This is a genomic window from Streptomyces xiaopingdaonensis (assembly GCF_000262345.1).
Lineage (GTDB): Bacteria > Actinomycetota > Actinomycetes > Streptomycetales > Streptomycetaceae > Streptomyces > Streptomyces xiaopingdaonensis.
The window spans coordinates 1-24,373 of sequence record NZ_AJTQ01000124.1; the positions used below are offsets into that span (position 1 = coordinate 1).

Annotated in this window: 26 protein-coding genes; 19 read left to right on the forward strand and 7 right to left on the reverse strand. The window is 73.7% G+C overall.

Annotation, left to right across the window (positions count from 1 at the left end; all coding sequences use genetic code 11):
- Positions 1-529: 529 nt before the first annotated feature.
- From UWG_RS0109720 to UWG_RS0109735, 4 genes are all read left to right on the forward strand, one after another.
- A complete protein-coding gene (locus UWG_RS0109720) occupies positions 530-1,771 on the forward strand; it encodes an NYN domain-containing protein (RefSeq protein WP_029391317.1) in 1,242 nt (413 codons plus the stop codon).
- An 80-nt stretch (positions 1,772-1,851) separates the two neighbouring features.
- Positions 1,852-2,853 (forward strand): ABC transporter ATP-binding protein, encoded by a 1,002-nt coding sequence (locus UWG_RS0109725; RefSeq protein WP_016907014.1) that lies wholly within the window; start codon positions 1,852-1,854, stop codon positions 2,851-2,853.
- A 73-nt stretch (positions 2,854-2,926) separates the two neighbouring features.
- Positions 2,927-3,745 (forward strand): ABC transporter permease, encoded by an 819-nt coding sequence (locus tag UWG_RS0109730; RefSeq protein WP_033196061.1) that lies wholly within the window; start codon positions 2,927-2,929, stop codon positions 3,743-3,745.
- Between the two features lie 97 nt (positions 3,746-3,842).
- Positions 3,843-4,529: a hypothetical protein gene (locus UWG_RS0109735; RefSeq protein WP_016907016.1), complete on the forward strand. Its 687-nt coding sequence runs from the start codon at positions 3,843-3,845 to the stop codon at positions 4,527-4,529.
- A 43-nt stretch (positions 4,530-4,572) separates the two neighbouring features.
- On the opposite strand, the gene ybaK is transcribed toward UWG_RS0109735, so the two are convergent.
- The 3 genes from ybaK to UWG_RS0109750 form a co-directional block, all read right to left on the reverse strand.
- Positions 4,573-5,067 (reverse strand): Cys-tRNA(Pro) deacylase, encoded by a 495-nt coding sequence (gene ybaK, locus UWG_RS0109740; protein ID WP_016907017.1) that lies wholly within the window; start codon positions 5,065-5,067, stop codon positions 4,573-4,575.
- A 39-nt stretch (positions 5,068-5,106) separates the two neighbouring features.
- The gene (locus UWG_RS0109745; RefSeq protein ID WP_016907018.1) at positions 5,107-5,877 is read right to left on the reverse strand and encodes an LON peptidase substrate-binding domain-containing protein; all 771 of its coding nucleotides are present in this window, start codon (positions 5,875-5,877) and stop codon (positions 5,107-5,109) included.
- A gap of 81 nt (positions 5,878-5,958) precedes the next feature.
- A complete protein-coding gene (locus UWG_RS0109750) occupies positions 5,959-7,650 on the reverse strand; it encodes a hypothetical protein (protein WP_016907019.1) in 1,692 nt (563 codons plus the stop codon).
- A gap of 311 nt (positions 7,651-7,961) precedes the next feature.
- On the opposite strand from UWG_RS0109750, the gene hisD reads away from it, so the two are divergent.
- The 8 genes from hisD to hisF are packed head-to-tail and all read left to right on the forward strand — an operon-like array spanning position 7,962 to position 13,824.
- Complete coding sequence (gene hisD / locus UWG_RS0109755) at positions 7,962-9,278, forward strand: histidinol dehydrogenase (RefSeq protein WP_016907020.1); 1,317 nt, start codon at positions 7,962-7,964, stop codon at positions 9,276-9,278.
- A gap of 30 nt (positions 9,279-9,308) precedes the next feature.
- Positions 9,309-10,433, forward strand: a complete 1,125-nt coding sequence (locus UWG_RS0109760; protein ID WP_016907021.1) for a histidinol-phosphate transaminase — start codon at positions 9,309-9,311, stop codon at positions 10,431-10,433.
- A complete protein-coding gene (gene hisB / locus UWG_RS0109765; RefSeq protein ID WP_016907022.1) occupies positions 10,430-11,023 on the forward strand; it encodes an imidazoleglycerol-phosphate dehydratase HisB in 594 nt (197 codons plus the stop codon). Before UWG_RS0109760 ends, hisB begins: the two co-directional genes overlap by 4 nt.
- 34 nt (positions 11,024-11,057) lie before the next feature.
- Positions 11,058-11,222: a hypothetical protein gene (locus UWG_RS33365; RefSeq protein WP_016907023.1), complete on the forward strand. Its 165-nt coding sequence runs from the start codon at positions 11,058-11,060 to the stop codon at positions 11,220-11,222.
- Complete coding sequence (gene hisH / locus UWG_RS0109775) at positions 11,219-11,860, forward strand: imidazole glycerol phosphate synthase subunit HisH (RefSeq protein WP_016907024.1); 642 nt, start codon at positions 11,219-11,221, stop codon at positions 11,858-11,860. Before UWG_RS33365 ends, hisH begins: the two co-directional genes overlap by 4 nt.
- 42 nt (positions 11,861-11,902) lie before the next feature.
- On the forward strand, positions 11,903-12,634 hold the full coding sequence (priA, locus tag UWG_RS0109780) for a bifunctional 1-(5-phosphoribosyl)-5-((5-phosphoribosylamino)methylideneamino)imidazole-4-carboxamide isomerase/phosphoribosylanthranilate isomerase PriA (RefSeq protein ID WP_016907025.1): 732 nt from the start codon (positions 11,903-11,905) through the stop codon (positions 12,632-12,634).
- Positions 12,631-13,005 carry a Rid family hydrolase gene (locus UWG_RS0109785; RefSeq protein ID WP_016907026.1) on the forward strand — a complete coding sequence of 125 codons (375 nt, stop codon included), beginning with the start codon at positions 12,631-12,633 and terminating at the stop codon, positions 13,003-13,005. Before priA ends, UWG_RS0109785 begins: the two co-directional genes overlap by 4 nt.
- Before the next feature lie 48 nt (positions 13,006-13,053).
- Positions 13,054-13,824: an imidazole glycerol phosphate synthase subunit HisF gene (gene hisF / locus UWG_RS0109790; protein WP_016907027.1), complete on the forward strand. Its 771-nt coding sequence runs from the start codon at positions 13,054-13,056 to the stop codon at positions 13,822-13,824.
- Between the two features lie 9 nt (positions 13,825-13,833).
- On the opposite strand, the gene UWG_RS0109795 is transcribed toward hisF, so the two are convergent.
- Complete coding sequence (locus tag UWG_RS0109795) at positions 13,834-14,364, reverse strand: MSMEG_1061 family FMN-dependent PPOX-type flavoprotein (protein ID WP_016907028.1); 531 nt, start codon at positions 14,362-14,364, stop codon at positions 13,834-13,836.
- 140 nt (positions 14,365-14,504) lie between these two features.
- Between UWG_RS0109795 and UWG_RS0109805 the strand changes: the two genes are divergently transcribed.
- Genes UWG_RS0109805 through UWG_RS0109820 form a run of 4 tightly spaced genes read left to right on the forward strand, consistent with a single transcriptional unit; the run spans position 14,505 to position 18,622 of the window.
- The gene (locus UWG_RS0109805) at positions 14,505-15,626 is read left to right on the forward strand and encodes a FecCD family ABC transporter permease (RefSeq protein ID WP_016907029.1); all 1,122 of its coding nucleotides are present in this window, start codon (positions 14,505-14,507) and stop codon (positions 15,624-15,626) included.
- On the forward strand, positions 15,623-16,690 hold the full coding sequence (locus UWG_RS0109810) for a FecCD family ABC transporter permease (RefSeq protein ID WP_016907030.1): 1,068 nt from the start codon (positions 15,623-15,625) through the stop codon (positions 16,688-16,690). Before UWG_RS0109805 ends, UWG_RS0109810 begins: the two co-directional genes overlap by 4 nt.
- 49 nt (positions 16,691-16,739) lie before the next feature.
- Positions 16,740-17,597, forward strand: coding sequence for an ABC transporter ATP-binding protein (locus UWG_RS0109815; RefSeq protein ID WP_016907031.1), 858 nt, complete (start codon positions 16,740-16,742; stop codon positions 17,595-17,597).
- On the forward strand, positions 17,594-18,622 hold the full coding sequence (locus tag UWG_RS0109820) for an iron-siderophore ABC transporter substrate-binding protein (RefSeq protein ID WP_016907032.1): 1,029 nt from the start codon (positions 17,594-17,596) through the stop codon (positions 18,620-18,622). Before UWG_RS0109815 ends, UWG_RS0109820 begins: the two co-directional genes overlap by 4 nt.
- A gap of 25 nt (positions 18,623-18,647) precedes the next feature.
- Here the strand turns inward: UWG_RS0109820 and UWG_RS0109825 are convergent, their stop codons facing one another.
- Entirely contained in the window at positions 18,648-19,244 is a 597-nt protein-coding gene (locus tag UWG_RS0109825; protein WP_016907033.1) for a helix-turn-helix domain-containing protein, read from the reverse strand.
- Positions 19,245-19,362: 118 nt separating this feature from the next.
- On the opposite strand from UWG_RS0109825, the gene UWG_RS0109830 reads away from it, so the two are divergent.
- Positions 19,363-20,001 (forward strand): class I SAM-dependent methyltransferase, encoded by a 639-nt coding sequence (locus UWG_RS0109830; RefSeq protein ID WP_016907034.1) that lies wholly within the window; start codon positions 19,363-19,365, stop codon positions 19,999-20,001.
- A gap of 386 nt (positions 20,002-20,387) precedes the next feature.
- On the opposite strand, the gene UWG_RS0109835 is transcribed toward UWG_RS0109830, so the two are convergent.
- Entirely contained in the window at positions 20,388-20,873 is a 486-nt protein-coding gene (locus UWG_RS0109835) for a phospholipase A2 (RefSeq protein ID WP_016907035.1), read from the reverse strand.
- A 669-nt stretch (positions 20,874-21,542) separates the two neighbouring features.
- On the opposite strand from UWG_RS0109835, the gene UWG_RS0109840 reads away from it, so the two are divergent.
- Complete coding sequence (locus UWG_RS0109840; RefSeq protein ID WP_237720042.1) at positions 21,543-22,124, forward strand: restriction endonuclease; 582 nt, start codon at positions 21,543-21,545, stop codon at positions 22,122-22,124.
- A gap of 48 nt (positions 22,125-22,172) precedes the next feature.
- Here UWG_RS0109840 and UWG_RS0109845 read toward each other — a convergent pair whose 3' ends face one another.
- Positions 22,173-22,829: an SIMPL domain-containing protein gene (locus UWG_RS0109845; protein ID WP_016907037.1), complete on the reverse strand. Its 657-nt coding sequence runs from the start codon at positions 22,827-22,829 to the stop codon at positions 22,173-22,175.
- A 627-nt stretch (positions 22,830-23,456) separates the two neighbouring features.
- Here UWG_RS0109845 and UWG_RS0109850 point away from each other — a divergent pair.
- Positions 23,457-24,233, forward strand: coding sequence for a D-Ala-D-Ala carboxypeptidase family metallohydrolase (locus UWG_RS0109850; protein ID WP_016907038.1), 777 nt, complete (start codon positions 23,457-23,459; stop codon positions 24,231-24,233).
- Positions 24,234-24,373: the final 140 nt, after the last annotated feature.

The following is a 24,373-nucleotide window of genomic DNA, read 5'->3' on the forward strand; positions in this document are numbered from 1 at the left end:
CAGTTGTGGCCGAACCGTCGCTGGTGCTTGCGCGCCACGTCGGCCGGGCTGCCCTGCGCCTTCGACTGCGGCGGCTCGGCGGTCGAGCCCTGCATCCGCTCCTGGTCCTCCTCCGCGCTGCTGCGTCCCTGCTTCTGCGCGGCCTGCTTGCGCTGCTTGTTGTGCTTGGCCATGTCCGTTCGCCTCCTGGGGACCTCGAACCGGTCGACCACGGCAAGCGTTGCACGAGGGATGAAAGTCCGCATGTCGGACGATTGGGGCGAAGTGTGCCGGTCCGACGTCGGGTGGCACCGGCGGAGCGCCCGCCCGCGGGCCGCGCACGGCAGCCCCGTCGTGCCCTCGCGGGGCCGGCACGGCGGCACTTGGGCCGGTCGGGAGGCCGGAGCCGGTGGCCACAACGCCACGCCGACGTTCGATGCGGGCTGCTAACACCCGTACGCTCGGGCAGACTCGAAGAACCCGAAGAAAGCTCCGGGAGACCTCGAAGCAGGCAGCCCAGGTGGGACATGCCGACGGGAGTGGGTGGATCGTGAACCGCTGCGTTGTCCTGGTGGACGCCGGGTACCTTTTGGGGGCTGCGGCGAGCCTCCTCGCCGGCGAGCCGGTGCGCTCCCGGATCAGCGTCGACCACGCCGCGCTCGTCGCCGGCCTCCGCGAGCGCGCCGAGGACGACACCGGCTGCTCCCTGCTCCGCATCTACTGGTTCGACGGCGCCCCCGACCGCGTCCCCCAACCCGAGCACCGCCGGCTGCGCGTGATGCCCCGCGTCACCGTCCGGCTCGGCGCGCTCACCCGCACCGACGGGCGCTGGGCGCAGAAGGGCGTCGACGCGGCGATGCACGCCGAGCTCACCGAACTCGCCCGCAACCGGGCCTGTTCCGACATCGTGCTGGTGACCGGCGACGGCGACCTGCTGCCCGGACTGATGTCGGCGAAGGAGCACGGCGTCGCCGTCCACCTGTGGGCGGTGCAGGCCGCCGACGGCGACTACAACCAGTCGGAGGACCTCGTAGCGGAGGCGGACGAGCGCCGCGTCCTCGACCGCGCCTGGCTCACCGGCGTGGCCCGCGCCAAGGAACCGGTCGCGCCCTGCGCGCCGCAGGAGCCGCGCCCCGAGATCGCCGCGATCCTCTCCGCGCCGCTCCCCGAGACGTCGAAGAACGGCAGCGCCCACGGCAACCGCAGGGCCGAACTCGCCGACGAGGCGCCCCGATCCGAGCACGGCAGCGCCGAGCCGGCGGCGGAGACCGGCCAGGCCCCCGCGCCCCGCGCCGAGAACCAGGGCGTGCCCACGCCCAAGGACCTCGCGGGGCTGAGCCGCGCCTCGGCGGCCAACGGCGTCCTTCCCAGCGCCACCCTGCGCTGGTCCTCGGACAAGGGCATGATCGACCGCACCTCGGGAGAGTCGCCCGAGACCGCCGGGCTGCCGATGCTCGCCCAGCTCACCTCGGCCGAGCAGCGGTGGGCCGACCGCGAGGAGGACATCACCGAGGTGAGCGGCGACCCTTTCGAGGTCGGGCAGGTCTTCGCGCGCCGCTGGCTCAAACGCCTCACCAACCGGAGCGACGTGCAGCGCCTCTCCACCGAGTACCCCCGCATCCCGCACCGCATCGACGGTGAACTCCTGCGCTACGCCGCACGGTTCGGCCTGCTCGCGCACAAGGACGACCAGATCGACGAGCACGACCGCTACGCGATCCGGGCCGGTTTCTGGCGCCAGGTCGACGACCTCACCGCAGCCCGGTCCGAGCACGCCCCGGCCGGCGAGTGACCCCGGCGGGGGGCTGACGGCCGTGCGCCAGGCGGCGGCGCGTACCCTCGTGGTTCGTGGAATCGGGCACTCGGCAGGCGGTGGAGAGCGTGGAGTCGGCACCCGCGCAGGTCGCCGTGGAGCTGGGGGAGCTGGTCAAGACGTACCGGCAGGGACGCGCCCGCCGGGGCGGCCCCGCCGTGCCACCGGTGCGGGCGAGCGACGGCGTCAGCCTCCGTGTGCACCGCGGTGAGATCTTCGGCCTCCTCGGCCCGAACGGCGCCGGCAAGTCCACCCTCGTACGCCAGCTCACCGGCCTGCTGCGACCCGACAGCGGCACGATCCGCGTCCTCGGTCACGACCTCGTCCGCCACCCCGCGCGGGCGGCCCGGCTCCTCGCCTACCTCGGTCAGGAGTCCACAGCGCTCGACGAACTCACCGTCCGCCTCGCGGCGGAGACCACGGCGAGGCTCCGCGGCCTCGACGCCGCCGCGGCCGTCGGGGAGTCCGACGCCGTCCTCGACGAGCTGGGGCTCACCGCGCTCCGGAGCCGCCCGCTCAACCGCCTCTCCGGCGGCCAACGCCGGCTCGCCTGCTGCGCGGCCGCGCTCGTCGGCGACCGTCCGCTCCTCGTCCTCGACGAGCCGACGACGGGCATGGACCCGCACGCCCGCCGTGCCGTGTGGGCCGCCGTCGACCGGCGCAGGGCGCGGGGCACCACCGTGGTCCTGGTGACGCACAACGTGATCGAGGCGGAGACGGTGCTCGACCGGGTGGCCGTGATGGACGCGGGCAGGGTGATCGCCTGCGACACCCCCGGCGGGCTCAAGGCGCTCGTCGGGGACGACGTACGGGTCGAACTGGTGTGGCGCGAACGGGCGCCGCTCGACGTTCCCGAGGTCGCCGAACTCCACGGCAGCGCCGCCGTGTCGGGGCGCAGGTGGACGTTGCGGTTGCCGCCCGAGCAGGCGCGCTCGGCGGTCACCGCCGTCACGGGAGGGGCGGCGTTCGCCGCGCTGGACGACTTCACGCTGGCGACGCCGAGCCTGGAGGACGTCTATCTGGCGCTCGGCGGCAGCGGCGAGGGCCTGGTGAAGGCGTGAGCAGGCCGGGGCGCGGCGCCGTACGCGACGAGTGGGCGAGCCGGCCGGGACGGCCGACGACGAGGGGCAGGGTGTGAGCACCACCGCGACGGAGAACGCCGCAACCACCGCCGGACCGCGGCGAGCCGAGCCGGAACAGGCCGCGCTCGCGCCCGGCGCGGGGTTCGTCCCCGCGCTCGCCGCCGTCTACCGGGCACAACTGTCGCGGGCGAAGGTCTCGCGGATCCCGCTGCTCTTCGTCGCGACCTTCCAGTCGCTCGGCATCATGGTGCTCATGCGCGGGGTCGTCGACGGCGGCGACGAGGCGCGGGCGGTCGTCTCGGGCGCGAGCGTGCTCGTGGTGGCGTTCGTCGGACTCAACCTGCTGGCGCAGTACTTCGGCCGGCTGCGCGCGGGCGGCGGCCTGGACCACTACGCGACGCTGCCGGCGCCGCCCGCGTCCGTCGTCCTCGGGACGGCGGGGGCGTACGCGTCCTTCACGGTGCCGGGCGTCGTCTTCACCGCCGTGGCCGGAAGCCTCCTCTTCCAGCTCCCGCTCGCCGGGCTGTGGATTCTCGCGGCCGTCATCCCGCTCGCGGGTGCGGCGCTGGCCGGCCTCGGAGCCGCGCTGGGGCTCCTCGCGCCGCGTCCCGAACTCGCGACGCTCTGCGGGCAGTTGGGCATGTCGGCGGCGCTGCTGCTCGGGGTGCTGCCGCCGGAGCGGCTGCCGCTCCCCGTGCAGTGGCTGCGCGACCTGCTGCCGTCGACCTACGGGGTCGAGGCGCTCGCGGCCACCTTCTCGCCGGGCCCGGCCTGGGGAGCGATCCTCGTGGACCTCGGCGTGTGCGCGGCGGTCGGGCTCGTCTCGCTCGCCGTCGCGACGCGGGCGTACCGCTGGGCGGCCGCGCGCTGACGGTTGCGCGCCGGCGACCGCCCGTCGACGGTTGTGCGGGCCATCCGCTTCCGGGTCGGCCCACGCGTCCGCCGTCGGGCCTGGCACGATGGCGTCCGTGACCGCACCGACGCCTGAGCCCCACCGCCCCGACCCTTCCAGCTCCCCGCAGCCCGCGTGGGGCTACGGCCCCGCCGCACCGCCGCCCTACTCGGCCGACCAGGGCGCGACGCACTCGGCCTGGGGCGCGGCGGCCCCGCCGCCCGAGCCGGTGGACCTCCGCAAGGAGCTGCGCGACGGGGCGCTCTGCGCACTCGCCGTCGGCGTCACGGGTGTGCTGCTTGGCCTCCTCTGGCTCTGGCTCGCCCCGCGCGTCCCGCTTCTCACGGACGGCGCAGCGGTCTACCTCAAGGACCCCGAGGGCGAGGAAGCCGTGGGTGCCGACGGGGTGTTCACGCTCGTGGGGCTCGCCTTCGGTGCCGTCAGCGGCGTCGTCCTCTTCCTCGTCCGCAGGCGCGGCGGGATGGGGCTCGCCGTCGGGCTCGCCGTCGGCGGGTTGCTCGCCTCGCTGCTCGCCTGGGGCGTCGGCACCGTCCTCGGGCCCGAGCAGGACCTCGCGAAGGCCGCGGCCGAGGCGGGGAAGAACGCCACCTTCGAAGCGCCGCTCCGCCTCCAGGCGAAGGGCGCACTGCTCGCCTGGCCGTTCGCGGCCGTCCTCGTCCACCTCGTGCTCACCGCGGTCTTCGTCGAGCGCGAGGACGAGCCGGGCGGCGCGGCGCCGGGACAGCCGCAGCCGTCCGCCTGAGCCGGCGAACTCCCGTACCCCGCACGCCGATCGGGTGCGGGGTTCAGGACCGGGCGATCGGCGCGAGGACGGCGTCGGTGAGACGTGCCAGGTCGTCGGGGGCCAGCTCGATCTCCAGGCCGCGGCGGCCCGCGGAGACGTGCACGGTGGGGAGTTCGGCCGCCGAGGAGTCGAGGACGGTGCGCAGTCGGCGGCGCTGGCCGAGCGGGGAGATGCCCCCGAGGACGTACCCCGTGGCGCGCTCGGCGGCGTCGGGTTCTGCCATGACGGCGCGCTTGGCGCCGGCCGCCGAGGCGAGCGCCTTGAGGTCGAGCGAGGCGGAGACGGGCACGACGGCGACCGTCAACTCCCCTCCTGCCTCGGCGACGAGCGTCTTGAAGACCTGCGCGGGCGGGACGCCGAGCGCCTCGGCCGCCTCGCCGCCGTAGGACGGTGCCGCCGGGTCGTGCGCGTACGCGTGGGTGGTGAAGGCGACGCCTGCGGCGGAGGCCGCGGCCACCGCCGGGGTCGGCGCGGCGGCCTGCTTCTTCTTCGCCATGGGCGGTTCTCCTGCGGGCCGACTCGCGTCGGCGGAGGGTCAGTTGGGGCTGGTCGGCGACTTGGTCAGGTCCACGGCCGGGACCGAGGGGAGCTTGGCGATCGTCGAGGTCTCGCGGCGCAGGAGGCGCAACTCGTCCGCGAGCCTCGTCGCGGTGTCGGGCGCCTGGAGCAGCCGCTGCTTCGTGGGGACGTCGAGGATCGTGGCGGCGGCGACGAGGTAGGAGACGACGGACGGCTCGTCCGGGAGTTCCTGACCCTCGGCGAGCGTCCGTTCGCGCGCGCCCGCGAGCCGCTTCTGGTACGAGCGGAAGGCCCGCAGCACCCCGGAGGCGAGCGCGCCCGCGCCGTCGCCCTCCTCCTCGGGGAGCTCCTCGACCTCGCCGGTCAGGTAGGGGCCGCTCGCGTCGACCGAGTGGAGCCGGAAGCGCGTGGTGCCGGTGGCGAGGACCTCGAACCGCTCGGCCGGTGTCTCGGCGTCCTCCTCCTCGAGGGCGCCGGCGGTCTCGCGGATCGTCGAGGCGTCGGCGATGCAGCCGATCTCGTGGAAGGCGCGGATCGGCTCCGGGCCGAAGCCGGCGGCCGGCTCCGTGCCGGCGGGCGGCGCCGAGTCGGGAAGGCCGATGGCGGTCGGTGCCACCTCGTACCCGTCCTTGATGGCGACGACGCCGAAGAGTCTCGGCTGTCCTTCGGGGAGCGCCTGCAAGTCGCCTACGAGCGCGCGGTACCGGGGCTCGAAGACGCTCAGCGGCAGCACGAGGCCGGGGAAGAGTACCGAGTTGAGCGGGAAGAGCGGAAGCGCGGTGGTCACGACCGGTAAGCCTAAAGCCTTACGGGGCGGCTGTGGCGACCGTGCGGGCAGCTCGCTGCTCGGCGGGCGGCCGGCACGGCGTCACTGCCTGCGCAGCAGGCGGGTGGCGCCGGCGGCGACCGTGGTGGCGAGCGTCCAGCCGAGCACGATCATCAGGGCCGCGATCCACTGCCCGTTCCCCGGAGGGTCCCAGGCGGTGTCCTGGCCGAAGCTGATCACGGGCAGCAGCAGGTCGAGCGCGTAGAGCGGCGCGTTCCACTGCGGAGACTCCTCGGGTACGACCTCGGTGGGCGGATGGCCGGCGAACCAGAGGGCTCCCGACGCCCACAGCACCGCCATCCACACGGCGGCCTGCGCCGGACGGTAGCCGTAGGCGACCGTCCAGTCCTGGAGGTACCCCCAGACCTTGCCGACGAGGGGCAGCGTCTCGCGCCTGCGCCGCTGCTTGGCGAGGAGGACGGTGCGCGCGTTGGTGTCCTCGCCGCTCTGCCGGTAGACGGTGGCGAGTTGCTCGTACGGCTCCGGGCTGTACTCGGGGGTGGCAGAGGCGACCCAGGCGAGGCGCTCGCGGACGTTGAAGTGCCCCTCCTTCGGTATCGCGTGCCGGTAGCTGAAGCCGGCCATCCACAGCCGCTGCCCGTCCGGCCAACTGCCCACCCGGTCCAGCAGCTTCTCGACGGTGGCGCCGGAGAGGACGACGAGGCCGCGCTCCGGAGGCTGCGGGGTGAACGCCAGCTCGGGCGCCGTGATGCGCCGCAGCGACAGCTCCTGGTCGCGTTGGAGGACGAAGCGGGCGTTCTCGATCATCAGCGCGGAGCCGAACCTGCCGTCGTCGAGGACCATCCCGCCCGTGCACTCGAACCGCTTGGTGCGCCAGCGTGCGTCCCGCGGCACGACGCGTCCGCCGGTCGCCACCGGCATGGCGCTCGTCGGCGTGCCCTGGAGGTGCGCGGCCTGGCTGCGGTGCGCGTCGGCGAAGCTCGCCGTCTGTTCGACCGTCAACTGCGGTGCGTAGAGCGCGTGTCGGCCGTGCCGGTTGCGCAGCACCGTGCCGAGCATCTCCAGCGAGGAGCCGATCGTCGCGCCGCGGAGGCTCACCTCGCCGTCGGTGCGTAACAGGCTCGCCTGGAGCTCCTGCCCCACGCTGATGCCGTCGGCCGCGATGGCGCGGGCGCGGGCAGGCAGCCGCGTCGGCCGGTGCGCGGCGTCGGCGAGGGAGGGGGCGGGGAGGGCGCCGTCCCTCGGGGCGCTGCCGATCGTGGCCTGGTTGAGGAGGAGGTCGGTGCCGATCACCGCGTCGGTGAGGCGGATGCCGGAGGGGATGCTGCACCGCGGCAGGTGGAGGTCGCCCTCGGTGGTGAGGCGGGCGGCCTCCAGCCTCGGCAGGTAGCAGTCGACGAACCTGCCGGTGCGCACGTGCGCTTCGGGCATCCGCACCTCGTCCTCGAAGCGGCAGTGGCGGAACTCGAAGAACGGGTCGACGCTGCCGCCCGAGAGGTCGAGGCACCCGCGGACCTGGGCGCCGACGAGGTGGAGCGAGGTCACGCGGCCCAGCAGCGCGGCGGGGCCGTGGAGCAGGAGCAGCGCGACGACGCGGGCGCGTACGGTGCGCTCCGGGCCCCACTCGGCGTCGCCGTTCGGATCGTCGTGCTCCGCGCGTCCGCTGCGGAGGTCGAGCGTGCTGCCGTTGCGGAACGCCTGCCACAGCGCCCACTCGGCCGTCGAGAGCGACAGCCCCGCGGGCGGGTCCCCTGCACTCTGCGGATCGGTCACGTAGCGCAGCCCCTTAGCCTCTGCCGGGGTCGCTCCGAGTGACCCCGCTCTCCTCTGGTGATTCCGCCCGCCACTCCCGGCTACACACCGCAGCACCCGGTGACGGACGGTTCGTTGCGCTACGTTAGCCGTCCCGTGTCCCCAAACGGCCTGCGCCGGCGGTCGGTTGGCGTGAACGGCGGGAACGGTGGGAGTCCCCGGGCCGCCTCGCGCCGATGGTCGGTGCCCGCTCGGGCACGAGGTGTACACGAAGGTGTACCGAAGGATGGAACGATGTCGGGGACTCGCGCGGTGTCTGAGAGACTGGAGTCGTGATCTCCCGAATCGATCTGCGCGGCTCCGCGCCGGGCTCCGACGCCCGCGCGCGCGAGCTGCTGCCCCGTGCCGAACTCGACGTCGAGGCCGCCCTGGAGAAGGTGCGGCCGATCTGCGACGACGTGCGCCATCGCGGCACCGCGGCGCTCCGCGAGTACGCGCAGCGTTTCGACGGCGTCACGCAGAGCAGCGTCCGGGTACCGCAGGCCGCGCTCGACGAGGCGCTGGAGCAGCTCGATCCGAGGGTCCGCGCGGCCCTGGAGGAGTCGATCGAGCGGGGCCGCGCCGTCCACCGCGACCAGCGGCGCACCGACTCCACGGTCCGGGTCGTCCCCGGCGGCACCGTCACCGAGCGGTGGGTGCCCGTCGAGCGCGTCGGCCTCTACGTCCCGGGCGGTCGGGCCGTCTATCCGAGCTCCGTCGTCATGAACGTCGTTCCCGCGCAGGAGGCGGGCGTCGAGTCGCTCGCCGTCAGCTCGCCTCCGCAGGCCGAGTTCGGCGGCCTCCCGCACCCGACGATCCTCGCCGCCTGCGCCCTCCTCGGCGTCGACGAGGTCCACGCGGCCGGCGGCGCCCAGGCTGTCGCCATGTTCGCCTACGGCACCGAGGAGTGCAGGCCCGCGCAGCTCGTCACCGGCCCCGGCAACGTCTACGTCGCCGCAGCCAAGCGGCTCCTCAAGGGGCGTATCGGCATCGACTCGGAGGCGGGCCCGACCGAGATCGCGATCCTCGCCGACGAGACGGCGGAACCGGCGCACCTCGCCGCCGACCTCATCAGCCAGGCCGAGCACGACCCGGTCGCCGCCGCGGTCCTCGTCGTCCCCTCCGAGCGGCTCGCCGACGCGGTGGAGGCCGAGCTGAAGGTGCAGACCTCCGCGGCGAAGCACCGGGAGCGGATCACCGAGGCGCTCGGTGGCCGGCAGTCCGGCATCGTCCTCGTCGACTCGCTGGAGGACGGCCTCGCCGTGGTCGACGGCTACGCGGCCGAGCACCTGGAGATCCAGACCGAGGACGCGGCGCGCTGGGCGTCACGGGTCCGCAACGCCGGCGCCGTCTTCGTCGGGCCCTGGGCCCCCGTCTCGCTCGGCGACTACTGCGCGGGCTCCAACCACGTGCTGCCGACCGGCGGTTGCGCCTGCCATTCCTCGGGCCTGTCGGTCCAGTCCTTCCTGCGCGGCATCCACGTCGTCGACTACACCCGCGAGGCCCTCGCCGACGTCGCCCACCATGTGGTGGCGCTCGCCGAGGCAGAGGACCTGCCGGCGCACGGCAGCGCGGTCACCGCGCGCTTCCCCGAGCAGCAGGGCGCCTGAGGGCGCCGTCGGAAAGGCACCCGAGAGCACGTGACAGTCACAGAAGAGCTGCCGATCAGGGACGAACTCCGCGGCAAGTCCCCTTACGGGGCCCCGCAGTTGGACGTCCCCGTCCGGCTCAACACCAACGAGAACCCCTACCCGCTCCCCGAGCCGCTGGTGCAGCGGATCGGCGAGCGCGTCACCGAGGCGGCGCGCACCCTCAACCGCTACCCCGATCGGGACGCGGTGGAGCTGCGCAGCGAACTCGCCTGCTATCTGCGGCGGATGACGGGCCACGCCGTCACCGAGGCGCACGTCTGGGCCGCGAACGGCTCCAACGAGGTGCTCCAGCAGCTCCTCCAGACCTTCGGCGGCCCCGGCCGTACCGCGCTCGGCTTCGAGCCCTCGTACTCGATGCACGGGCTCCTCGCCCGCGGCACCGGCACCGCCTGGCTCTCCGGGCCGCGCAACGACGACTTCACCATCGACGTCGCAGCGGCCGTGCGGACGATCGAGGCCCACCGCCCGGACGTCGTCTTCGTCTGCTCGCCGAACAACCCGACGGGGACGGCGGTGGAGGCGGAGACGGTCGTCGCGCTCCACGAGGCGGCGCAGCGCGCGCGGCCCGAACACGGCGCGCTCGTCGTCGTCGACGAGGCGTACGGCGAGTTCTCGCACCGCCCTTCGCTGCTGCCGCTGCTGGAGGGCCGGCCGACGCTGGTGGTCTCGCGGACGATGTCGAAGGCGTTCGGCGCCGCGGGCCTGCGGCTCGGCTACCTCGCCGCCGACCCCGCCGTCGTCGAAGCGGTGCAGCTCGTGCGGCTGCCGTACCACCTCTCGGCCGTCACCCAGGCCACCGCGCTCGCCGCGCTGGAGTACACCGATACCCTGCTCGGATACGTCGAGCAGCTCAAGAGCGAACGGGACCGCATCGTCGCCGAACTCCGCGACGCCGGCTGCGAGGTGACCGCCTCGGACGCCAACTTCGTCCAGTTCGGCAGGTTCGACGGGCCCGGCGGCGCGCACGCCGTCTGGGAGGCGCTCCTCGCGCACGGCGTCCTCGTCAGGGACAACGGCGTCCCGGGCCGGCTGAGGGTCACCGCGGGGACCCCGGAGGAGAACGACGCGTTCCTCGACGCGGTGCGCGCAGTGATGAAGGAGATCGCACAATGAGCCGCACCGGACGCGTGCAGCGCAACACCAAGGAGACCTCGGTCCTCGTCGAGATCGACCTCGACGGCACCGGGCAGGCCGACATATCGACGGGCGTGGGCTTCTACGACCACATGCTCGACCAGCTCGCCAGGCACGGCCTCTTCGACCTCACCGTCAAGACCGACGGCGACCTGCACATCGACACCCACCACACCATCGAGGACACCTCGCTGGCGCTCGGCGCCGCCTTCAAGGAGGCGCTCGGCGACAAGCGCGGCATCGTGCGCTTCGCCAACTCGGCGGTGCCGCTCGACGAGTCGCTCGCCCGCGTGACGGTCGACCTCTCGGGCCGCCCGTACCTCGTCCACGTGGAGCCGGAGGGCATGGCGCCCATGATCGGCTCCTACGACACGACGATGACGCGGCACATCCTGGAGTCCTTCGTGGCCCAGGCGCAGGTCGCGCTCCACGTGGAGGTTCCGTACGGGCGCAACGCGCACCACATCGTGGAGTGCCAGTTCAAGGCGCTGGCGCGCGCCCTGCGGTACGCCAGCGAACCCGACCCGAGGCAGCCGGGGGTCATCCCCTCGACGAAGGGGGCGCTGTAGCCGTGGAGTTCGCGACACGGAAGCCGGTGGAGCGGTGAACGGCCTCTCCACCCTGCTGATCTTCGTCGGTCTCTTCCTCGCCGGCGGCGCGGTCTCCTTCTGGAAGCAGAAGCTGCCCACCGGCGTGGTGGTGTTGCTCGGCATCTGCTCGGCGATGGCGCTCCTCGCCGGTGTGCTGCGGTTGGACGTGTGGGAATGAGCAACGGCAAGCGTGTGGTCGTCTTCGACTACGGCTTCGGCAACGTGCGTTCGGCCGAGCGCGCCGTGGCGCGGACGGGCGCCGAGGTCGAGATCACCAAGGAGTACGACGCGGCGATGGCGGCCGACGGCCTCCTCGTCCCCGGCGTCGGCGCCTTCGCTTCCTGCATCGCCGGGCTGCGTGCGGCGAGGGGCGACTGGGTCGTCGGGCGGCGGCTCGCGGGCGGCCGTCCCGTCCTCGGGATCTGCGTGGGGATGCAGGTGCTCTTCTCGCGCGGGATCGAGCACGGCGAGGAGGCCGAGGGGCTCGACGAATGGCCGGGCACCGTGGGCCCGTTGAGAGCGGAGACGGTGCCGCACATGGGCTGGAACACCGTCACCGTGCCCGAGGACTCGCGCCTGTTCGCCGGTCTCCCCGCCGACGAGCGGTACTACTTCGTCCACTCCTACGCCGTTCACGACTGGGAGCTGGAGACGGCGAACCCGTCGCTGGCCGCACCCAAGGTGAGCTGGACGACGCACGGCGAGCCCTTCGTCTCCGCCGTCGAGAACGGCCCCCTGTGGGCGACCCAGTTCCACCCGGAGAAGTCCGGCGACGCCGGCGCCCGGCTGCTGGCGAACTGGGTCGCCACCCTCTGAGCCGCCATTCCGAACCGATCAGCACGTGAGGACCAGCCCCCGATGAGCCAGCTCGAACTCCTCCCCGCCGTCGACGTCAGGGAAGGCCAGGCCGTCCGCCTCGTCCACGGCGAGTCGGGCTCCGAGACCTCCTACGGCGACCCGCTCTCGGCCGCGCTCGCCTGGCAGCGCTCGGGCGCCGAGTGGCTCCACCTCGTCGACCTCGACGCCGCGTTCGGCACGGGCGACAACCGCGCCGCGATCTCCGAGGTGGCGCACGCGATGGAGATCAAGGTGGAGCTCTCGGGCGGCATCCGCGACGACGATTCGCTCGCCGCCGCGCTCGCCACCGGCTGCCGCCGGGTCAACCTCGGGACGGCGGCGCTGGAGTCGCCCGAGTGGGTCGCGAAGGTGATCGCCGAGCACGGCGACCGGATCGCGGTCGGCCTCGACGTCCGCGGGACGACGCTCCGCGGACGCGGCTGGACGCGGGACGGCGGCGACCTCTACGAGACGCTGGAGCGCCTCGACTCCGAGGGCTGCGCACGGTACGTGGTCACCGACATCGCCAAGGACGGCACCCTCAAGGGCCCCAACCTGGAGCTGCTCCGCAACGTCTGCGCCGCCACCGACCGCCCGGTCGTCGCCTCGGGCGGCGTCTCCTCCCTCGACGACCTGCGGGCGATCGCCTCGCTCGTCCCGGAGGGCGTCGAGGGCGCGATCGTCGGCAAGGCGCTCTACGCCGAGGCGTTCACGCTGGAGGAGGCGCTCGCCGCCGTCGCGGAGACCGGGTGACCTCCCCCGCCGACTCCTTCCCGGAGCGGTTCGGCGCCGCGCGTGCCGTCGCGGCCGGGGACCGGGTTCTCGTCGGCGGGACGCTGCCGGTCGAGGACGGTGTCCTCCTCGGCGAGGGCGATCCGTACGAGCAGACCAGGGCGGCCTTCGCGCGGGCGCTCTCGGCGCTCCGCGCGTACGGCCTCGGCGCCGAGGCGGTCGTGCGCACCCGCGTCCATCTCGTCCACGAGCGCGATCTCGACGAGGCCGCGCGGGCGCACCGGGAACTCTTCGCGGGCGTACGTCCCGCGGCGACGGCGCTCGTCGTCGCCGGGCTCGCGGACACGCGGGCGCTCGTCGAGGTCGAGCTGGAGGCGTACCGCGGAAGCTGAGCACCTGTCCCGTCCCCACTCCGAGAACCTGCAAGGAGCCCGCACCTCATGTCCCTGGCGGTCCGCGTCATCCCCTGCCTAGACGTCGACGGCGGTCGGGTCGTCAAGGGCGTCAACTTCAAGAACCTGCGCGACGCCGGCGACCCGGTGGAGATGGCGAAGGTCTACGACGCCGAAGGCGCCGACGAGTTGACGTTCCTCGACATCACCGCCTCCTCCGGCGACCGCGAGACGACCTACGACGTCGTCCGCCGCACCGCCGAGCAGGTCTTCATCCCGCTCACCGTCGGAGGCGGGGTGCGCACGCCCGAGGACGTGGACCGGCTGCTGCGCGCCGGCGCCGACAAGGTCGGGGTGAACACGGCCGCGCTGGCGCGTCCCGAGCTGATCAGGGAGATCGCCGAGCGGTTCGGCCGCCAGGTGCTCGTCCTCTCCGCCGACGCGCGCCGCACGCGGGAGGGCGCGCAGACGCCCTCGGGCTACGAGGTCACCACGCACGGCGGCCGCCGCGGCACCGGTCTCGACGCCGTCGAATGGGCCGCGCGGGCCGCCGAGTTGGGTGCCGGGGAGATCCTGCTCAACTCGATGGACGCGGACGGCACCAAGGACGGCTACGACGGGCCGATGATCGAGGCCGTCCGCGCCCGGGTCGCGGTCCCGGTGATCGCCTCGGGCGGCGCGGGACGCCTCGCCGACTTCCCCGAGGCGATCGACGCGGGCGCCGACGCCGTACTCGCCGCCTCCGTCTTCCACTTCGGGGACCTGCGGCTCGGCGAGGTGAAGCGCGCCCTGCGGGCGACCGGCCACACGGTGCGCTGAGTCCGCCTCTCACCAGAGGCCCGCACGGTTCAGCGACTGCGGGCAGTGCCGGTACGCCTCCTCGATCTCGACGAGCAGCGCCAGCTTCGGGCGCGTCCCGCGGACGGCCACGGCGTCGAAGAACGGCGCGTCGGTGAGGAGGCGTGCCCGGCCGTTGACCCGCAGGATCTCCTTCTCGCCCGGCACCAGGTGGAGAAGGCCCACGTGCGGGTTCTCCAGGATGTTCCGGAAGCTGTCGCCCCTGCGGTTGCCCGGGCGGTCCGGCAGGACGATCGTCGCCGGGTCGAGGACGTGGACGAAGCCGGGGTCGCCGCCGCGGGGCGACGCGTCGCAGTTGCCGGCGGCGTCGGCGGTGGAGAGCAGGCAGAACGGGGAGCGTCCGAGGAACTCCGTGTCGGCGGTGCCGAGACGGGGCTGCACCTTCTCGATGACGACGGGGTGCGGGGTGCCGAGCAGCTCGGTCAACTCGTCCTCGGAGCGGAGCTCCGCGTACCCCTCGCCGAGCTGCGTCGCGGGGGCGGTCATCGGGGCGTGGGGCATGGGCGCTCCGTCGGTCGGCGGGGAAGGGGCGACGAGTGATGGCCTGAAGCCGCCCTACCCGGTACTGATGTTAGGCTCACCTTACTTGTCGGGACGAAGCAGCTTCCGGGCGGCATTGCCGTGCGGAGACAGGGACGGTGGTGGTCGAGTTGCCGCTTGAGTCCCGTTCCGTCTCCGCCGCTCGTCGCGAAATACCCGCGGACAGCGAGGCGTTGGACGCCGCCGGCTCCTCCGGCGGCCCCGCCGCCGGTCCGCGCGGCCCGGGGCGGTCGGCCCGGTTCGCCGGCCTCCCGCTGCTCGTGGCAGCGCTCGTCGTGATGGTGGCGCTCAGCCTGGCGATCGGTTCAGGCCAGGCCGGCATGGGCGACGTGCTCCGCACCGTCTTCTCGCCCGACGCGGCCGACCGCGCCCAACTCGTCGTGCACGAGGTGCGGATACCGCGGACCGCGGCCGGGCTCCTCGCCGGCGTCGCGCTCGGTCTCGCCGGGGCCGTCATGCAGGGCGTCGCCCGCAACCCGCTCGCCGATCCCGGCATCCTCGGCGTCAACGCCGGCGCCTCGCTCGCGGTCGTCTTCGCCCTCGGAGTCCTCGGCCTCGGCGGCTCCGCGCAGTACATATGGTTCGGCTTCCTCGGGGCGCTCCTCGCCTCCGTCCTCGTCTACGGCATCGGCTCGCTCGGCAGGGACGGCGCGACGCCGCTGAAGCTGGCGCTCGCCGGTGCGGCGACCACGGCGGCGCTCGGCTCGCTCACCACCGCGCTGCTCCTCACCGACAGCCGCACCTTCGACCAGTACCGCTTCTGGCAGGTGGGGTCGCTCACCAGCAGGGACCCCGAAGTCCTGTGGCAGGCGCTGCCGTTCATCGTGCTCGGCACCCTCCTCGCGTTCGGGCTCGGCCCGCAGCTCAACGCCCTCGCGCTCGGCGACAACCTCGCCCGCGGGCTCGGCCAGCGGGTCGGGCTCGCCCGCTCGGGGGCGGCCGCGGCGGTCGTGCTGCTCTGCGGCTCCGCGACCGTCGTCGCCGGGCCCATCAGCTTCGTCGGCCTCGTCGTTCCGCACGCGGCGCGGCTGCTCACCGGGCCCGACTACCGGTGGGTGCTGCCGTACAGCGCGCTGCTCGCGCCGCTCCTCGTCCTCGGCTCCGACATCGTGGGGCGGCTCGTCTCCGGCGCCGGCGAGGTGCAGGTCGGCGTCGTGACCGCGGCCGTCGGTGCGATCCCGTTCGTGGTGCTGGTGCGGCGCCGCAGGCTGGCGGAACTGTGAGCGGCGTCCGCGCGCCCGAGCGCGCTCCGGCGGCGGAGGCGGTGCGCCGTGTCGCCTCGGTGAGGCGTGCGGGCAGGGCGCGCTGGGCCGGCGTCTCCCTCGCGCTGGGGGCCGCCGCCGTCGTCGCCTTCTGCGCCGCGCTCGCGTACGGGGACGCCGTGGTGCCGCTCGCCGACGTGGTGGGCGCCCTCTTCGGCGCCGACGCGGGGGGAGCGTACTTCATCGTCGTCGAACTGCGGCTGCCGCGGGCCCTCGTGGGGCTGCTCGTCGGCGTCGCCTTCGGGCTCGCGGGCGCCGTCTTCCAGGCGCTGTTGCGGAACCCGCTCGCGAGCCCCGACGTCATCGGCGTCAGCCAGGGCGCCAGCGCTGCCGCGGTGCTCGCCTCGCTCGGCTTCGCCGTGAGCGGCCTCGGGCTCTCGCTCGCCGCGCTCGGCGGCGCCGTCGTCGCCGCCGGTGCGATCTACGCCCTCGCGTGGCGGCGCGGGGTCTCCGGCTACCGGTTCGCACTCATCGGGATCGGGCTCGGCGCGGGGCTCTCCAGCATCACCTCCTACCTGATGACCAGCTCCCGGGTGACCGAGGCGCAGGAGGCCCTGGTGTGGCTCACCGGCAGCCTCAACGGCAGTTCGGACGCGCAACTGTGGCCGCTCGTCGCCGCGTTGGCCGTGCTGCTGCCGCTCACCGCGGGGGCGGCGCGGGCGATGGGGCCGCTGCAACTCGGCGACGAGTCTGCTGCGGGCCTCGGCGCCCGCGTCGAGCGGAGCCGACTCATGCTGCTCGGCTGCGCCGTCGGGCTCGCTGGCGTCGCGACGGCCGCGTCCGGGCCGCTCGGATTCGTCGCGTTCGTCTCGGGACCCGTGGCCAGGCGGCTCGCCCCCGGGCAGGGCGCCGCACTGGTGCCGTCGGCGCTCGTCGGGGGAGTGCTGGTGCTCGTCGCGGACTTCGTCGCCCAACACCTGCTGTGGTCCGACCAGTTCCCCGCCGGCGTCGTCACCAGCCTCATCGGGGCGCCGTACCTGCTGATACTGCTCGCCCGCGCGAACAGGACGGGGCACGGCGGATGACGGAGCAGAACCGGGGCGCCTGCCCCCTGCGGAACGGAAAGGTACGCGGATGAGCGCCGAACACTCGCTCACGGCAAGGGACGTACGGGTCGGCTACGACGGGCACGACGTCGTCAAGGGCCTCGACCTCGCGGTGCCGCCCGGCCGCGTGACGATGATCGTCGGCCCCAACGCCTGCGGCAAGTCGACGCTGCTGCACACCATGGCGCGGCTGCTCACCCCCGCGTCCGGCTCCGTCCTCCTCGACGGCGAGAGCATCCACGCGCTGCCCACCCGGCGGGTCGCCTCGCTCCTCGGACTGCTGCCGCAGAGTCCCGCTGCGCCCGACGGCATCACCGTCAACGACCTCGTGGGGCGCGGGCGTTACCCGCACCAGGGCTGGTTCCGGCGCTGGACGCCGGAGGACGACCGCGCCGTCGCCGAGGCGCTCACCGCGACCGACGTCCTGGAGCTCGCCGACCGGCCCGTCGACTCCCTCTCCGGAGGGCAGCGGCAGCGCGTCTGGATCGCGATGGCGCTCGCTCAGCGCACCGACGTCCTCCTCCTCGACGAGCCGACGACGTACCTCGACGTCAGCCACCAGCTCGACGTCCTCGACCTGCTCACCGACCTCAACCGGGACCGCGGCACGACCGTGGTGGCGGTGCTCCACGACCTCAACCTCGCCTGCCGGTACGCCGACCACCTCGTGGCGATGCGCGACGGGCGGATCGTCACGGAGGGGAGCCCGACCGAGGTGGTGACGGGGGAGCTCGTCAGCGAGGTCTTCGCGATGCGGTGCACCGTCGTTGACGACCCGGCCTCCGGGACCCCGATGATCGTGCCGATCGGCAGGCACAGGTGCGCACCGGTCGCCGGGGCGGCGGCTCCCCTTCCACACAACTCTTCGGACAAGGCAAGGTCATGAACACACGCCACACCAACCGCCGCATCCGCGGCCTCCGCACCGGCTCGGCGGTCGCCGTCTCCGCTGCCCTCCTCGTCGGGCTCACCGCCTGCTCGGGCGAGGACGCGGACGCCGGCTCCGGCGGGGGCGGCGAGTCGGGGGGTGCCTTCCCCGCAAAGGTCGCCACCAAGTTCGGCGAGGTCACCGTCGAGAAGAAGCCGAAGCGTGTGGTGGCGCTCGGCTGGGGTGACGCCGAGACGGCGCTCGCACTCGGCGTCCAGCCCGTCGGCGCAAGCGACTGGCTGGAGTTCGGCGGCGACGGCGTCGGGCCGTGGGCGAAGGGCGAGTACGACAAGAGCCCGCAGCTCATCGGGACGTTGGAGCCGGAGTACGAGAAGATCGCCGAACTCCAGCCGGACGTGATCCTCGACACCAAGTCGAGCGGTGACCGCAAGCGGTACGACACGCTCAGCAAGATCGCGCCGACCGTCGGCGTCCCCGAGGGGAGCGACCAGTACCTCACCCCCTGGGAGAAGCAGACCGAAATGATCGCCGAGGCGCTCGGTCTCGAGAAGAAGGGCGCCGAGCTCGTCGCCGACACCCGGCAGAAGTTCAGCGCCGCAGCGAAGAAGCACCCCGAGTTCAAGGACAAGACCATCACCGTGGGCTCCCGCACCAGCGAGGGGTACGGCGCCTACGTCAGGGGCGCGGGACGCGTCGACTTCGTCGAGCGGCTCGGCTTCAAGAACAGCCCCGCGGTGGAGAAGAAGGCGGGCAAGGACTTCTCGATCACCCTGTCGCGGGAGAACCTCGACCTCCTCGACGCCGACCTCACGGTGATGGCGCCGATCGGGATACCCCCGAAGAAGATCAGTGACGATCCGCTCTACCGCGCCGTGCCCTCCGTGAAGGACGGGCGCTCGGTGGTGTTCAAGGACGGCGACATGCTCAGCAAGGCGTTCGCCACCGACTCGGTGCTCTCGGTCGCCTACGCCCTCGACGAGGTGGTCCCGGTCTTCGCGGACGCGCTCGACGGCGACTCGTGACGTGAGTGCTCCGGTGCCGGAGCACTCACGACGTCGACGGTCGTGCCCGTACGTGGATGCGCTCGCCCTGCGGGCCGAAGAGCGCGAGGAACTCCGCCGGCAGGCTGCCGCCGTTGCCGAAGCCGTGCGGGGTGCGGGTGTCGAACTCGGCCGCTTCGCCCGGGCCGAGGACGAGGTCGTGCTCGCCCAGCGCGAGGCGGAGCCGCCCGGAGAGGACGTAGAGCCACTCGTACCCCTCGTGGGTGCGCTGCTCCAGCGGCAGTTGGCGGCGGTGCGGCTCCTCGGGCGGAAGGATCTGCTTGTAGGCGTGGAGCCCGCCGAGGTGCCGGGTGAGCGGGATGTACGTGCGGCCGTCGCGGGTGAAGGGGCGGGGGCGGATGCGGGGGTCCCCCGTCTCCGGGGCGCCCACGAGTTCGTCGAGGGGGACGCCGTGCGCCCGCGCGAGGGGCAGCAGCAGTTCGAGGGTGGGCTTCCGCTTCCCCGCCTCCAGGCGTGACAGGGTGCTCTGCGAGATCCCCGTGGCCTCGCTGAGCTGGGCCAGCGTCGTCCGTTGCGCCTTGCGGACCTCGCGCAGGCGGGGGCCGACCCCGGCGAGGAAGCCGGTGAGTTCGTCGTCGCTCATGGGTCCAATTGCCGCTTCAGCAAGAAGGTTTGTCAAACGCCGGAGACCGGCCCGACGATGGCGCACACCTGGCCCGAGCGGTACGGCGCCGCCGGGACCCGACGCTTGGGAGGCAGCGATGACGGACGAGACGACAGGGCCCGAGACCGCGGAGGAAGTCTGGGACACGCGGTACCGCGAGAGCGGGCGCATCTGGAGCGGTGAGCCCAACGCCGCGTTCGTCGAAGTGGTCGGGCAGCTCCCCGCCGGGCGCGCGCTCGATCTCGGCGCGGGTGAGGGCGGCGACGCGGTGTGGCTCGCTCGCCGCGGCTGGCGGGTCACCGCCGTCGACATCTCGACCGTCGCGCTGGAGCGGGCCGCGCGGCACGCCGCGGAGGCCGGCGTCGCCGAGCGGATCGACTTCCTCCACCACGACCTCGCCGTCTCGTTCCCCGAGGGCAGTTGGGACCTCGTCTCGGCGCAGTTCCTCCACTCGATGGTGGAGATGCCGCGCGAGGAGATCCTCCGCCGCGCGGCGCGCGCGGTCGCGCCAGGGGGCGTCCTGCTCGTCGAGGGGCACATGGGGTTCCCCTCGTGGCAGCACGATCACCCGCAGGACCTCCACTTCCCGACGCCCGAGGAGGTCGTCGAATCGCTTCGGCTGCCCGAGGGCGATTGGGAGGTGCTGCGGTGCGAGGAGCACGTGCGTGTGCAGAAGGACCCGGAGGGGGTTCCGCGGGAGCGGACCGATGCGACGGTACTGGTGCGGCGGCTCTGACCCGGGGTCGGGTGGGTGGTGTGGCGGGGATCGGTGGGTTGCCCGGTTGCGGTTGCCGGGGTGGGCGGGCCGTCCGGCTTCCGTTGCGAGGAGCACGCGTCCGGGAGGGTTCCGAAGGTGGGGGGGCGCGGCTCGTCGCGCTCTGGTCGGGCGAGGACGTTGGGGAGGCTCTCGGTGTGCGGGGTGTGCCGCGTCGTCGGCGGGCTTGATCCGGGGCCGTCGGGTGCGGTCGGCGGGTAGCTCTGGTTCGTGGGCAACTCGACGGCGCGGCAACGGGTTTGGGCAGGGACAGCGGTAAGTCCCCTGACGTGCGGGGGCGCTCGCCTTTCCGGGTGCTCAGGGCGCCGCTGTCCGTGCCGTGTCGGGTACGCGTCGAGGGCGACGGCTCAGAAGAACGCCCTGTCGCCGAAGTTGTTGACGGCGAAATAGTACGTGTCCTTGGCCTTGAGGCAGTTCTCGTGCTGGGGCGAGGACTTGTAGGTGGCGTCGCAGAGGCGCTTCATCTCCGTGCGGAAACGGCCGTCGATCCAGTTCTTCGTCTTGCGGGTGGGGCTGAGCTTCAGTTTGTGCGCGGAGCCGTAGTTGCGGTAGCCGAAGTCGTGCTGGACGCAGGCGGGGCGGAAGACCTTGCTGAAGCGCGTGAGGCCGGCCGGGACGGAACAGCCGTCGGTGGTCCAGTCGAACGGGGCGACGTGCCGGGTCCGCGCGAACTCCTGGTACGTGAGGTTCATGATCCGGTCCGCCTGCCGGCGCAGCGAGGCGTCCGCGGCCTGCGGGTTCGACGGTGCGGCGCCGGCCGTCCCCGCGAACGGGCCGCCGAAGGCGGCGGCTGCGGCGAGGGTGACGGCGGTCGTCGAGAGCTTGGTGCGCACGGTTCCTCCAGGTCGTCGTGCGGGTGCGTGGGACCTGGGAACGAGGCGTGCCTGCGGTGGTGCGGTGGGTCCACCCGAAAGAGGGAGGGCGCGCGGGATGTGCGGGCGCCCGGTGCATGCGGCCTGCTCGCGCCCGGGCGCGCGTTGCCGCGAGCGGGACGGCGCCGGCTGCCGTTGCGTGGTGCGTCCACGGGCGCCGGATTGCCGTCTCTCCTGCGGTCCGGCACCGGTCGCCGGTCGCTTCCGCGGCGCCGGGTGACGTCAACGCCGGTCGGGGCGGCGCGAGTCGGGCGGAGGTCGGGGCCGCTCTCCGGGGACGGATACCGGCGTGATCGTTCGGACACGCGGTGTCGGGGCCTTCTGCTCTACTGGAGTCCGGAGCTCGGAGAACGAGTGGGGGAGAGGGTGGGGCATGCAGGCAGCAAGGCTGCGGCAGAGGCCGCCGGTGTGCGTCCGGGCGGAGTCGAGGCGCCTGCGGTGAGCCCTCGCCGCCGGCCCCGTCCGCGCTACGGCCCGCGCCGGCGTCCGCCACCGCGCCGGTACGGGCCCGGCCGTCGGCCGCGCTCCCGTCCCCGGTACCGTCCCGCTGCTCGAACCGGCGGGCGGCGGCAGGGCGTTCGTCTCCAGGAGCTCGCGCTCGCGGCTGTTGCGCTCCTCTTCGGGATCGCGGTGCTGCGCGCGGCTGTGGAGTGGCTGCTCGCGCACTGGTGGGTGCCGCTCGTCGCCGCTGCCGGTGCCGTCGCGATCGTGGCCGTGCGTGCGCGGTGGCGGCAGCCTCCCGCGGGGCGGCGCGGTGCGGCTCCGGAGGCGCGCTTCGACCTGCCCCTTCTCGACGCCCTGCACCACGGGGAGTTCGAGGAGGCCGTACGCGACCTGATGTTCCGCGACGGCTGCGCGGACGCGGTACGTACGGGCGGCCGCGGCGATCTCGGCGCCGACGTCGTCGGCACCGATCCGTCGGGCCGCCGTTGGGTGGTCCAGTGCAAGCACCGCAGCGCCGGAACGTCGGGCTCCGCGATCGGCACCCCCGACCTGCAACGCCTCAACGGCACCGCCCGCCCGGTTCACGGCGCCGACGTGGTCGTCCTGGTGACCAACGGCCGCTTCACCCGGGACGCCAGGACGTTCGGCCGCTCCCAGGAGATCCACCTCGTGGGCCGCGAACTCCTCGCGCGCTGGGCGGGAGGCACCTGGCCGTTATGGCGGCTCCTTCCCCAACTGCCGGGCCGACGGGGGCCGTTCGCTGAGTGAGGCACCGGCGACGTTCGGACGGCTCCTCGTTCGCCACGGAGGAGCCTGTCACGCGGGGGGCCGAAGGCTCGTGCGCGGGCCGGCGCGGAGCGCGAAGCCCGCCCGTACCGCGGCCTCGACCGTCACACGGCCCGGGACGAGGTCCCCGGGCGCCGGGTTCCGCCGTCCGTCGAAGCCTGCGGGGCGCGGCTCCGGTGCCTCTTCGACGTGGAGCACGGGGCCGAGCGCCGCGCCCGCCGCCGCTGCGTAGAGCTCGGCCTTGGCGCGCGCCTCGCGGACGGCGTCCCGCCGCGCCGCGGCGAGGAGTTCGGACCTGGCGAGGACATCGAAGGCGACGTCCTCGACGAGTACGGCGGAGACGCCGACGGCCTCGGTGAGGAACGGTTCCAGCGAACCGGTGTCCGGGAGCGGCGCTGCGACGTCGGCGTGGCACCGGTAGCCGAGAAAGGTGCGGCGCCTGTCGCGCCACTCCCAGTCGGTGCGCAGTTCGAGTTCGGAGACGGCGACGTCCTCGTCGCGGACACCGTGCCGCCGCAAGAGGGCACGGAGCTCGCCGACGGCCCCGCGCGCCGCGTCGAACGCCGCGGACGGGGCGTTCTCCGTCGCGTCGACCGCGAGCCGGACCCGTACCAGATCGGGAGGCGCCGAGGCCGTCGCGGTGCCGAGGACGACGACGCCCCACGGGTGCTCAACTCTCGTCTCCATGCGGGGAGTCAAGCACGCGAGGCGCAGCAAGCGCACGTGGGCCGGAGGGCGGGTCGGGCGGGCGGTGGTTCTCCGGTGGTGCTGGCGAGCTGGTTGAGTTGTGGTTGGCCGTGGTGGCTTCTCGAGGTGGATGCGGGCAGTACGCGTGGGCGGTGGTGGGCGTCCCGTGGTCGGCTCCGCGGGGATTGCCTGGGCCGCGGAGAGTCGAGGGCGTTCCTCCGTGCGGGGCGTCGAGCAGGCCGCACGTCGCGGGTGGGTCGGGTGGCCGGGGAGGCGGCAACCTTCGTATCCGCTGATGAGGTGGCTGAGCTGCCGAAGTCACGTGTTGCGCGGGCGGGATGGCGCGGCAACTGCCCGCTGGAACCGGAGAGTCGGCCACGCTGCGAACACGCGCGGACTCCTCCGCGCGACGAGCCGGGCAGGCGCAGCACGTCGGCACGGCGGCGGGCCGCGGCCGTAGGGGCTGCAACCCGCAGCGCCGGCCGGAGAGCCGGCCGACCTGTTTACACCCGTCGGAGCCCCCGCTAGCTTTGCCCGGCACATGCTCCGTGCCGAGCGGCTCCGGGCCGAGGCCGGGGCGCCCGTACCGCCATGCCCCTCCGATGTCCCCCACCGTACGGAGAGACCATGCGCCGCAGACTTTCCTTGCGCACCCGGACCCGCAACGGGCCGCTGCGCCTCGCCGTTGCCCTCGCCATGCTCGCCGCCACCCTCCTCGTGGGCGGCTCCGCCGCCGGTGCCGCCCAGGCACCGCGGCCCGCCGACGGCTGCTACACGTGGGAGGAGGAGCTCTCCCAGGGCGCCAGCGGCGACGCCGTCACTCAGCTCCAGGTCCGCGTCGGCGGGTATCCGGCCTCGGGCGAAGTCCTCGCCGTGGACGGTGAGTTCGGCCCCGCGACGGAAGCGGCCGTCGCACGGTTCCAGAACGCGTACGGGCTGCCGGAGACGGGGGTCGCCGACTCGGCGACGTACGAGCAGATCTACCAGCTCCAGGACGACGACTGCTCGCCCGCCCACTTCGACTTCGCGGAGCTCAACGGCTGCAACTCCGACTGGAGCGGTGGCGCCGTCGGCGCCGAGGAGGCCAAGTCGAACGCCTTGCGCACCATGTGGAAGCTGGAGGCGCTCCGCCACGCACTCGGCGACCAGCCCATCACCGTCACGAGCGGTTTCCGCTCCACCGCGTGCAACGACAGCGTCGGCGGCGCCCCCGACAGCCGCCACCTCTACGGCGACGCGGCCGACCTCGTCTCCGGCAACCACACCCTGTGCGAACTCGCCCAGGCGGCCCGCGACCGCGGCTTCAACGGCATCCTCGGCCCCGGCTACCCCGGCCACGACGACCACGCCCACGTCGACCACCGCAGCAGCCGGTACTGGGACGCGCCGGACTGCGGCATCTGACTCCCTGCCACCGCCCCGGGCCGGGACGAGCCAACTGGCCTCCCGGCCCGGGGCCGTCGTGCCCGCCCTCCGTGACGGGGTAATCCGCTCCCGTCTGCCCTCAACGCATCCAGCACACAAGTACGTTGACGCCTCCCTCG